This window comes from Flavobacterium artemisiae (assembly GCF_042678225.1).
Lineage (GTDB): Bacteria > Bacteroidota > Bacteroidia > Flavobacteriales > Flavobacteriaceae > Flavobacterium > Flavobacterium artemisiae.
Genome location: NZ_JBHUDZ010000009.1, coordinates 335455 through 344758, shown reverse-complemented (window position 1 = coordinate 344758; position 9304 = coordinate 335455). Strand labels below are relative to the sequence as shown.

Annotated in this window: 13 protein-coding genes; 11 read left to right on the top strand and 2 right to left on the bottom strand. The window is 30.3% G+C overall.

All coding sequences use genetic code 11. The features are described from left to right. Both ACFSC2_RS10625 and ACFSC2_RS10620 read left to right on the top strand, forming a co-directional pair. Positions 1 to 322: hypothetical protein (locus ACFSC2_RS10625; RefSeq protein ID WP_379818636.1), on the top strand; the 322-nt coding region annotated here is incomplete at its 5' end. Positions 323 to 802: 480 nt separating this feature from the next. After that, positions 803 to 1603 carry a hypothetical protein gene (locus ACFSC2_RS10620; protein WP_379813998.1) on the top strand — a complete coding sequence of 267 codons (801 nt, stop codon included), beginning with the start codon at positions 803 to 805 and terminating at the stop codon, positions 1601 to 1603. Positions 1604 to 1940: 337 nt separating this feature from the next. Here the strand turns inward: ACFSC2_RS10620 and ACFSC2_RS10615 are convergent, their stop codons facing one another. Beyond that, positions 1941 to 2279 (bottom strand): hypothetical protein, encoded by a 339-nt coding sequence (locus ACFSC2_RS10615; protein ID WP_379813999.1) that lies wholly within the window; start codon positions 2277 to 2279, stop codon positions 1941 to 1943. 356 nt (positions 2280 to 2635) lie between these two features. On the opposite strand from ACFSC2_RS10615, the gene ACFSC2_RS10610 reads away from it, so the two are divergent. The 6 genes from ACFSC2_RS10610 (at position 2636) to ACFSC2_RS10585 (ending at position 6747) form a co-directional block, all read left to right on the top strand. Next, positions 2636 to 3247, top strand: a complete 612-nt coding sequence (locus tag ACFSC2_RS10610) for a hypothetical protein (RefSeq protein ID WP_379814000.1) — start codon at positions 2636 to 2638, stop codon at positions 3245 to 3247. 191 nt (positions 3248 to 3438) lie between these two features. Next, positions 3439 to 4236, top strand: a complete 798-nt coding sequence (locus tag ACFSC2_RS10605; protein ID WP_379814001.1) for a PhzF family phenazine biosynthesis protein — start codon at positions 3439 to 3441, stop codon at positions 4234 to 4236. Between the two features lie 361 nt (positions 4237 to 4597). After that, positions 4598 to 4963, top strand: a complete 366-nt coding sequence (locus ACFSC2_RS10600) for a hypothetical protein (protein WP_379814002.1) — start codon at positions 4598 to 4600, stop codon at positions 4961 to 4963. Between the two features lie 207 nt (positions 4964 to 5170). Further along, a complete protein-coding gene (locus ACFSC2_RS10595; protein ID WP_379814003.1) occupies positions 5171 to 5725 on the top strand; it encodes a hypothetical protein in 555 nt (184 codons plus the stop codon). Between the two features lie 53 nt (positions 5726 to 5778). Beyond that, positions 5779 to 6381 carry a hypothetical protein gene (locus ACFSC2_RS10590; protein WP_379814004.1) on the top strand — a complete coding sequence of 201 codons (603 nt, stop codon included), beginning with the start codon at positions 5779 to 5781 and terminating at the stop codon, positions 6379 to 6381. Positions 6382 to 6384: 3 nt separating this feature from the next. Then, the gene (locus ACFSC2_RS10585) at positions 6385 to 6747 is read left to right on the top strand and encodes a hypothetical protein (RefSeq protein WP_379814005.1); all 363 of its coding nucleotides are present in this window, start codon (positions 6385 to 6387) and stop codon (positions 6745 to 6747) included. 109 nt (positions 6748 to 6856) lie between these two features. Here the strand turns inward: ACFSC2_RS10585 and ACFSC2_RS10580 are convergent, their stop codons facing one another. Continuing rightward, entirely contained in the window at positions 6857 to 7648 is a 792-nt protein-coding gene (locus ACFSC2_RS10580; protein ID WP_379814006.1) for a DUF5995 family protein, read from the bottom strand. A 156-nt stretch (positions 7649 to 7804) separates the two neighbouring features. Between ACFSC2_RS10580 and ACFSC2_RS10575 the strand changes: the two genes are divergently transcribed. The 3 genes from ACFSC2_RS10575 (at position 7805) to ACFSC2_RS10565 (ending at position 9281) form a co-directional block, all read left to right on the top strand. Beyond that, on the top strand, positions 7805 to 8215 hold the full coding sequence (locus ACFSC2_RS10575; RefSeq protein WP_379814007.1) for a DUF6157 family protein: 411 nt from the start codon (positions 7805 to 7807) through the stop codon (positions 8213 to 8215). A gap of 103 nt (positions 8216 to 8318) precedes the next feature. Then, on the top strand, positions 8319 to 8675 hold the full coding sequence (locus ACFSC2_RS10570; protein WP_379814009.1) for a hypothetical protein: 357 nt from the start codon (positions 8319 to 8321) through the stop codon (positions 8673 to 8675). A 45-nt stretch (positions 8676 to 8720) separates the two neighbouring features. After that, the gene (locus ACFSC2_RS10565; protein WP_379814010.1) at positions 8721 to 9281 is read left to right on the top strand and encodes a YdcF family protein; all 561 of its coding nucleotides are present in this window, start codon (positions 8721 to 8723) and stop codon (positions 9279 to 9281) included. The last annotated feature ends 23 nt before the right edge of the window (positions 9282 to 9304 follow it).

Below are 9304 nucleotides of genomic sequence, written 5' to 3'. Positions count from 1 at the left end.
AGCGCGGATTTGCAATCCGCGCTATTCGGGTAATTTTAATATAATAAGACCTGAAAAACATAAAAAAATGGGAAATTTTAAACATTATTATGTTGATATAGTGAATGTCATAGTTGATGGAGCACTATTCGAAACTATAACAATAACTGGTTCTGGAATGTATGAGCCAAATCAAGTAAAAAGATATGCTGAAAACATGTTAAGAGAATCATATCCCAATTCACAAATAGCGTCAATAATTCTAAATCATACAAATGTAACATTAGAAGAATATAAAGAAATAATAGGTAAAAATCCTCCATGGCTCGGTAATATTAGTTAAAAAAAACATCTACCTACTGAAGTATTTAAATGAAAAAACGATAGCACGGATTTGCAATCCCTCCCCACAACAATAAGACAAATAGAATATTGTAATAAAAGCTATACAATTTATGTCGCTTTTATTATATATTTATGTACTGAAAAAATATCAAGCTTTGCGGGCACGGATTGCAAATCCCACTATCGGGTTAACAATGGAAAAACGGTTCCAATTATAATAAAATCAGTAATGGATAATACTCAAAATAAAGTTGATAATGCAAAACCTTATGCTTCGTGGACTAGCGCAAGAACATTAGAATATATTTTAAAAAATGAAATTATCTAGTAGAAAATCGTAATCAGAATATTTATAAACACGAGCTTCAAGTCGCAAACAATTTCGCTGAAATAAATAAAGTGGTCATCATTACAAATCCACACTATCGGATGTAGAATAAAAATGTTTATCATAGCCATCAATAAAATAAATTAAAAAATGCAGGAAGAAACAATTAAATCATTTATGAAAATTGGAGTCAATTCAATTGAAGACGGAGAATCAATTTTTATACTAACAATTACTTATTTAGACGAAATAAAAAATCAGGCATTTAATTCAGATGCTGCATCCATGATAGAAGGGTTAATCAATAAGATAGTAATTATTAGTGAAAACTTAAACTTCAATCAAGATTTTATAAATATTTTAGAAGTTGATTTGACAAATTTTGTAAATTCTGTCAACTCATCAACAAAAAACAATGTACAAGTATATTTTAGTAAACTCTATTCAAATGTAATGAAATTTCACAATTTACTTACAAAGAAAACCTCAAAAACCGAAATCAGTGTAGGACCATTTCAGCCCGATAAATCAGACAAACCTCGAATCTCCTTTTTAATTGCCGAAGTTATTGAGCAAATTCAAAATTCACCATATTTAACTGAAAAAGTAAAAGAAAATTTAATTGAAAAACTGAGTCAAGTTATTAAAGAATTAAACAGTGAAAAAACTAATTGGGGAGTTTATTTTAAACAAATGGCAAATGCTATTATGATTATAAGTGCATTATCTGCAATTCCATCAGGAATTGAGTCAGTTAAAAACTTATTATCTGCAAAAGAAAAACTTGAAACTGCAAACGAAACGGTGGCAAGATCTTCTTTAAATATAAGTACACATGATTTAAAAGAAGTTTTTGTAATCAATCAAACACCACAGCTTGAAGGAAAAATAATCATCGAATTAGAGCAAAAAACAAATCATTTGGAAAACGAAAAATTATTAAATAAATAATATTTAAGACTCTCATACTTGTACAAACATTATCCTTCCACTAGAAACCCGATAGCCCGATAGCGCAGATCTGCAATCCGCGCTATCGGGTTTATTGGAACTTTCTAACTTTTTCACATTACAAGATAAATCTGGAAACATTGATAATTTCCAAAACAGCTATTGGAACTTTTATTAAATTGGATCATGAAACAGAATAAAGAAAAAAAGAAAAATTGGTTTATAATTTTTATAGACATTTTACTTGATTTTATTTTAAAATAAAAAAATGCGCAAAAGGTCTTAAAACCTTTTGCGCATTTCCTTTTTATATCAAAAGAAACAAACGCTACTTCCCTTACAAACATTCATTTTCCAAATAAATTTTATGCAAATCATCCAGCAATTCCATTTCTTCTTCTGGTAAAAGCTGCAAAGCAATTTCAATTAAAGTCATTACATTAACATCCCTGTCTTTTGTGAAACTCGACAAACCTTTTGCTTCGGGATTTAGCAAAATAATACTGGCTTTTAGCAAATCTGAAACCATTAGATTTAATTCGTTATAGCCTGAAACATTTAATGGAATGGTAAACGAATTATTTTCTTTATGCTCTGGTTTTAGTTTGGTGAAATATCTTCCTTTATTTATTAATTCTAACAATTCTTCGGCTCTTTCATTATTTTTTATTTCCATGATTTCTAGTAGTTTTTATTGGAAACGAAATTAGAAAGAACAAATAAATTATAAGTGATTGTAAACAATCGGGCGAATACAACTGATTTTCTAAATCTAAAAAAACCTATCACGTTAATATATCCCTACGAGTCGTTAGCGCGGATTTGCAATCCGTGCCCGCAACGATAAGACACAATAGAATATTGTAATAAAGGCTGTATAATTTTATGCAGCTTTTATTATATATTTATCGTACTGAAAAACATCAATCTTTGCGGGCACGGATTGCAAATCCGCGCTATCGAGGACTAATTAAAAAAATCTTATTCACTTTGCGAAGTCTAACAACTTCTTATCGATATCTTCAAAAAAAAATGACAAAACAGAAATACTTAATACTTTCTAATATTGGAATCATAGCAATAGTATTTTTACTTAATTCCTGTAGTTCTTTTAAAAACAATGAAATAATAATTCCTATCGATGAGAAAACAACTGATATAGAGCTTAGCTTAGGAGAAATCGATAAATATATTACCATTGAAAAAAGACAAAACTCAATTGATGTAACTCGTAATTATTTTGTAGACATAAGCGAAGGAATTTATCCGTATATTAAAAATCATACATTTGAGATTCCAAAAGAATTTGAATTACAAACTGAAAAATCAATTGAATTAAGAAAGTCTTACTATTATACAAAAAATGGAAACGTGAAACTGATCTTGTATGAATGGAATGTTGCAGATAAATCAGAAGTTGAAAAAGAAAAATTTAAATCAATATTTTTAAATATAGAAAGAAAAGTTACTCAGAAAATTGGCCAACCTTTTTTTAAAAAAATAGAAAGTAAAAAAGTAAGAAATGACAAAACTTTTCGTGATGATGTAAAATGGCAATCACCGGAACTAAATGCATATTTGTTCAGATTTGGAGATAGAAATAACACATACAACCAAATAATATTAGCGATCTATAAAGATTGATAATACTTCACGGTGTTCGAACCCGATAGCGCGGTTTGCAAATCTGCGCTATCGGGTAAAACTTGGTATCCTTGCACCTTTACGGAAGTGCAAAAATGAGGGTAAAACTTGGTGCCCTTGTGCCTTTGCGGCAGTGACAAAAGTTAGAAAACCTGCAAGAAAATCAAAACATTAAAAAACCAAAATTAAAAATGAAAACTTATTTTGTTGACTCATTTACAAATGAAAAATTTAAAGGAAATCCAGCAGCTGTTTGTCTTCCCGACGCCGAATTGGATGCTGTGATGATGCAAAATATTGCGACAGAAATTGGCTTTTCTGAAACCGCTTTTATAAAACAGATACAAGAAAACACATATAGCATTCGATTTTTTAGTCCGAAAACTGAAATTCCTTTATGTGGGCATGCGACTTTGGCTTCGTCTAAAATTCTTTTCAGCACGACTTCATTTGAAAGTATCAAATTTATTAATTGTAATAATGTCGAATTGCTTATTGCAAAAGAAGCAGACAAAATCAAGATGCAATTTCCGGTTTACGACACAGAGCAAACGGAAGTTCCTCAAAAACTATTAGAAGCACTCGGAATTTCTGAAATTGTAGAAAAAAGATATAGCCCGAACAATAAAATAATCTTAGTAGAAATTGAAAGTGCGCAGCAACTAGCCAATTTAAAACCCGATTTTGCAGCCTTAAAAAATTCACACAACGGCATAAACGGTGTTTTGGTAACTGCCATTTCCAACAACGAGAATTTTGATTTTCACTACCGCTATTTCTGGCCGTGGGCAGGAACCGACGAAGATCCGGTAACGGGAGGTGTTCAAACTTTTTTGACAAAATATTGGGCAAATAAATTGAATAAAACAAAATTTAATGCCTTTCAATCTTCTTCAAGAACTGGAATTATGAGCACAGAACTTATTCAAGATAAAGTTTACATTCTGGGAGAAGCAGTGATTGTTTTAGAAGGTGATTTTATTTTATAAAATTATTTGAAGCTTTTTAATTAATTAAACCCGATAGCGCGGATTTGCAATCCGTGCCCACAACGATAAGACACAATAGAAACAATTATAAAATAATATTTCTAATTAATTTAGAAATTAAAAATGCGCAAAAGAATAAAAGCTATTTGCGCATTTTTCGTTTAGAATAAGAAAATACGTAATAGTTCTTCAAAAAAACTTTTATCGGTTTGAGTTATAATACAAAAAAACTTATTAAAAAAATCTTCGAAAGTTAGGTCCAAAATATTTCTAATGCATTAATTTTCAGCGTTACGGTTTCCCGTAAGGATTCTTGATTTAAAGCTTTTACATTTACCTCGAAATCAAATTGAAAATAATCATGACTGGACTTAAATTTATAGAAAATTATCCTAGCGATATCAGAGAAAAAATTGAAAATGTGTATGGAAGTATTGAAGATTTATATCAAACTATTTTCAAATTAATTGTAGAAGATTATAAAAGCTATCAAATGATGCCGCGCAACGAGAAAAAGATTGTAGAGGTACAAAATCATTTATTCGCTATTGAAGAAAAACTAGACGGTTTCGGAATCGATGGAATCGATGTAATTGCCGAAGTAAGAAGCGATTATGGCGATATCTTAGTAAATAGAGAAATTAATGCTCTAAATGAGTTCTTAAAAGATTTGGGAATCGAATATCCTGCTGTTAGAGAATGGTTAAAAGATACTTATAATCTTTAACCCAAAATATAAAACCAACCAGCCCAATATATAGTAGTATAACCATGTTAAAACCAAAAATGAGATCTGAATATTTAGATCTCATTTTTTTTGGTTCAATTGTATTTCTCTTGTGTATTAACTTTTTTGTATAGAAATTTCTATATTGATTAAATAACTGAATAGATTTTTAATTTACACCCAAATCTGAAACAATTTTTATTTATTATGAACAAAATAATTATCCTTTTCATCTTATTTTCTACTACTGTTTCTTATTCACAACTTTTTGAAGGGCAAAAATTTTGCGAGGAATCAAAAAACGAAAGTTATTTTCCGCTTTTAATTGGAAAGAAAAAGATATTCTGGAAAAAAGGTTTTTATTTTGAAACTAAAGGCGAAACAAAAATCATAAATGGGAAAACCTATACAGAATTCAAACAAGTATGGAACAATTCTGATCTTGATTCTGATTTATTATATTTTAGAGAAGAAAATGGAGTTGTATATCAATATGAAAAATGCTGCCAAATGGAAACCATTAGATTTGATCCTAAATTTAAAAATGGCCATTCTTGGAAAGATGCAAAAAAAGATGCTGCGTATACTATAATTACTTATGATGGAAAATTGAAAACTCCTTATTGTGAATATCAGAATTTGTTGGTCATTGAAGCAAAATATACTAATGTTACGTTTAATTTTTATTATTTAAGAGGACACGGTTACATTGGGGCTACGCAGGATAATCAGCTTATTTCGTGCATTTCTCCAGAATGGTAATATTTAAATCTTAAAAGATTGCTTTGTAAATTGCCTCAAAAAATATCAATTATATGAAAACAATATATTTCAGTTTGCTTTTAATTGTAAGTATCGTAAGTTGTAATTTTAGTAAAAAACAAAATCCTGACGATAAACAAAAGAAGATCATTTCTAAAATAAGATTAAAGAAAAACATATCTGAAATCGATACTTTATGGGTTTCGCAAAATGACAGCACGGTTTTTAGGAAAGAAGAATTTATGAACGCTCGCCCTTGCAGTAAACCTGAATTGCAGGTAATTTATAAATTGATCCATCCAAAAAATAATGCATATTATTTTATTCACGATGAATATGGAAAGTTAGTATTAGAAGGAAAATATACAAATAGTTATACTTACGAAGGAGTAATGTACAAAAATGGTAATTTTTATAATACAAAAGGTTATTCATACAATGACGACGGAGAATTAACGACGATTCATTATATGGAAGACGGACGAAATCTTAAAACCGAAACCTACGATAAAAAAAGAAGATTAGAAGAAATAATATATAGGGATAAAAAATCTGGCGCAACTACAAAAGTCGAATTTTATGATGAAGGCCAATTAGAAAAAACACGTTTCTATACAAGTTTTGACCAATATACTACTGTGAAAGCCAATAAATAAGGAATGAAAAAATTCGAATTATACTTTAAAGAAATTCATATCGGATCTCTTACCGAAACTAATTGGGATATGAGAAGTGCCGGCAATATAATATATCATTATGATTTTTATTCGGAAGATGCACAAAACAGCTTACTTGCAGCGTTAATTAGACATTCTATCAAAGCGGACATTTATTGGGAAGAATTTGGAGAAGACGAAAATTATCATAAAATGTGCGAAGAAGAAAATCAATTTCTTGAAATTATAAACACTCCAGATTGGTATATAGTAAATGAGCAGCATAAAAAGATTAAAATTTTATGTCCACTCTTTCATGATAACAATCAAATTGTCTGGCAGGAAGACTATTTAAATATATTATAACGTTAAATAAAAAAGCTGACCCGAGCGGGACGCTCGCGCTAGCCATAGAAATCTTTATTCCTTATTCTATTTTCTATTTTCTATTTTCTATTTTCTATACTCTAAAAAACTACGCCACAACACATTCCATATTTTTTTCTTCCATTATCTGCATATCAATTATTTTTTGAGCAATAGTTCCTCTTTCGAATATACGGATGAATTTGAAAACGGCACTCACAAAATAGCCAGGATTCGAAACCAAGCGGGCAATTTCTGTAATTCTTCCATCTCTTAACACCGTACAAGCTTCTCTTTCATTTTCTGGAACGGCAACAAATTCATTAGCGAACTTCCAAGCACCATTTCTTGCGGTTTCCATGCTGAAATCGATAAAGAAAGTGTCTATTTTTCCGGTGTATTTTAGAATCCAAGTGAGCGTTGGCCAAATTTTGATGAGACATTTTTCGACACCCGCGACCAAGTTGCTCAGAATGGCATTTATTTTGTCAAAATCAGCTTGTAAATCTGCTATGTCTTCTACCGTACAAACTTCGGCAGAGGCAATTCCTAAATCTAGATTTATATGCGCATTCATTCCGAGTAATAAATGCTGCAGGACTATTGGCCAGAACTTTTCGGCTTGTTCAAAGGCAAATCCCCAGCATTCAGATGGTTTTTCTTTGGCTTGGTATTGATAATAGGCTTTTAAATATCGATTGGCAAAAGTGACGTCCAGTTTTTCCATTCGTTCCCCATTCTGAAAAGAACCATTCAGAATACCTTCTTTTACTTTTACAGTAACTTCGCGATACAGAATGGCAAATAAACCCAGATTGCTTTGATCAATTTTTGCTTTTTCAATTATTTCATCCAAAAACAAAATTACTTCGTCTATAGTTTCAGCTTGTTTCATGCTCATTTATAATTGGTTATGGTTAATTTTGAGAATAACGAATATAATTATTTTTATCTTTGAATGTGCTTTTTTGAAGCAATTATCTTATTAACTTTTAAATAGTTATATTTGAAATACCGCTCTAAAAAATCTAAATACTCATAGAAAAATGCAAAGGAGATGAAAACACATACTACAAATTATACCGATACTTTTATAGAAGTGGCAGCAGATACCAAAGCAGAAATGGGTACCAAACCGCCATCAAAAGATAAAAAAACGGTTGCCGAAATGCAATATGAGCTAATTGCTAAAAATCCGTACGCATATACGTCTGATGATATTCTTTTTCAGGTATTTGCCGATCGAAATGATTTAACCAAAAAGGAATACAAAGAAGCTAGAGAACAGTTTTTCTCAAAAGGTCAGGCGTGTATGCGAGCTTCGCCTCTGACCAAAACATATGGCTTTGGAATTCACAATGATAAAAACGGAAAAATTGCACTTTTTGGAATGGAAAGCAAAGAATATCAAGATTTCTTAAAGGACAGCAAAATCAAAAAAGTTAAAGCAATGAAATCCAGCAGATAAATTGTTAAACCTGACAGGTTTGTTTCTGTAATTTCAGGTTTTTGAAAAACCAATTCTGACAATAAATACCTTATATTTACTACAATTAAAAATCTATCGAAAAATGAATAAGCTTCTCAAATTAAATATTATTGGAGTGATTTTATTTCTCACTTCTTGCTCTAGTTCAATGTCTCCTATTAAGGTACATAACACCCTTCCCACTTTAACAAAATCAAAATACATTTCATCGTCAGAAATGGAACAAAGCAATTGTAAAGTTTTAACTAAAAACAGAACCTACACGGCTCCAATTGGTTTATTTGCTAAAGACGATTTAAAAAATGCTGCTAGAGGAATTGACGAATGGGTAACTTTAGATGGTGGAAATGCGTATGTTTTAAGAAACTATAAATGGGTTAATGTTGGTGAAGAAACTACACAGCTTCACGTTGAATTTGACACTTTATTATGTGAATAAATCATATCGGTTATATTTGCCAATGAAACCAAAAAACACATCTTAATGCAGATTTTTAAAAGAATAATTAAATCGTTACTGCTTCTTTTTATAATATGGTTTATTGGTCATACCGTATTTATAACAATTGACGGTTTGAGTGATAACGGAAAAACTGCAGATATTGCAGTAATTCTTGGTAATAAAGTAAACGAAGATGGAACACTTTCTGAACGTCTAGAAAAACGTTTGGAATGCGGTTTGAATTTATATCAAAATCATCGTGTCAAAAAAATAATTGTAAGCGGCGGTTTTGGCAAAGAAGGTTTTTATGAAGGGACTAAAATGAAAGATTTTCTACTCGCGAAAAAAGTTCCTGATTCTTTAATAATTGTAGACAACTTAGGAAATAATACACGTGCAACTGTAGATAATACCCTAAAATTAAAAGACAGTCTGCATTTTAAAAGCATAATTGTTGTGTCACAATTTTATCCTGTTACAAGAACAAAAATGCTGTTTAAAAAACAAGGATTTGAAAATGTCAGCAGTGTTAGTCCTAATTATTTTGAAGTTAAAGATCTATATTCAATCATAAAAGAATTTGCGGGTTATTACACGCAGTAAAGAAATTCCTCCATAAAACAAGA

Bases quoted from the DNA above. Each gene is read 5' to 3' on its own strand.
- ACFSC2_RS10620 (WP_379813998.1), top strand. From the start codon at position 803: ATGCAGGAAGAAACAATTAAATCATTTATGAAAATTGGAGTCAATTCA.
- ACFSC2_RS10615 (WP_379813999.1), bottom strand. From the start codon at position 2,279: ATGGAAATAAAAAATAATGAAAGAGCCGAAGAATTGTTAGAATTAATA.
- ACFSC2_RS10610 (WP_379814000.1), top strand. From the start codon at position 2,636: ATGACAAAACAGAAATACTTAATACTTTCTAATATTGGAATCATAGCA.
- ACFSC2_RS10605 (WP_379814001.1), top strand. From the start codon at position 3,439: ATGAAAACTTATTTTGTTGACTCATTTACAAATGAAAAATTTAAAGGA.
- ACFSC2_RS10600 (WP_379814002.1), top strand. From the start codon at position 4,598: ATGACTGGACTTAAATTTATAGAAAATTATCCTAGCGATATCAGAGAA.
- ACFSC2_RS10595 (WP_379814003.1), top strand. From the start codon at position 5,171: ATGAACAAAATAATTATCCTTTTCATCTTATTTTCTACTACTGTTTCT.
- ACFSC2_RS10590 (WP_379814004.1), top strand. From the start codon at position 5,779: ATGAAAACAATATATTTCAGTTTGCTTTTAATTGTAAGTATCGTAAGT.
- ACFSC2_RS10585 (WP_379814005.1), top strand. From the start codon at position 6,385: ATGAAAAAATTCGAATTATACTTTAAAGAAATTCATATCGGATCTCTT.
- ACFSC2_RS10580 (WP_379814006.1), bottom strand. From the start codon at position 7,648: ATGAGCATGAAACAAGCTGAAACTATAGACGAAGTAATTTTGTTTTTG.
- ACFSC2_RS10575 (WP_379814007.1), top strand. From the start codon at position 7,805: ATGAAAACACATACTACAAATTATACCGATACTTTTATAGAAGTGGCA.
- ACFSC2_RS10570 (WP_379814009.1), top strand. From the start codon at position 8,319: ATGAATAAGCTTCTCAAATTAAATATTATTGGAGTGATTTTATTTCTC.
- ACFSC2_RS10565 (WP_379814010.1), top strand. From the start codon at position 8,721: ATGCAGATTTTTAAAAGAATAATTAAATCGTTACTGCTTCTTTTTATA.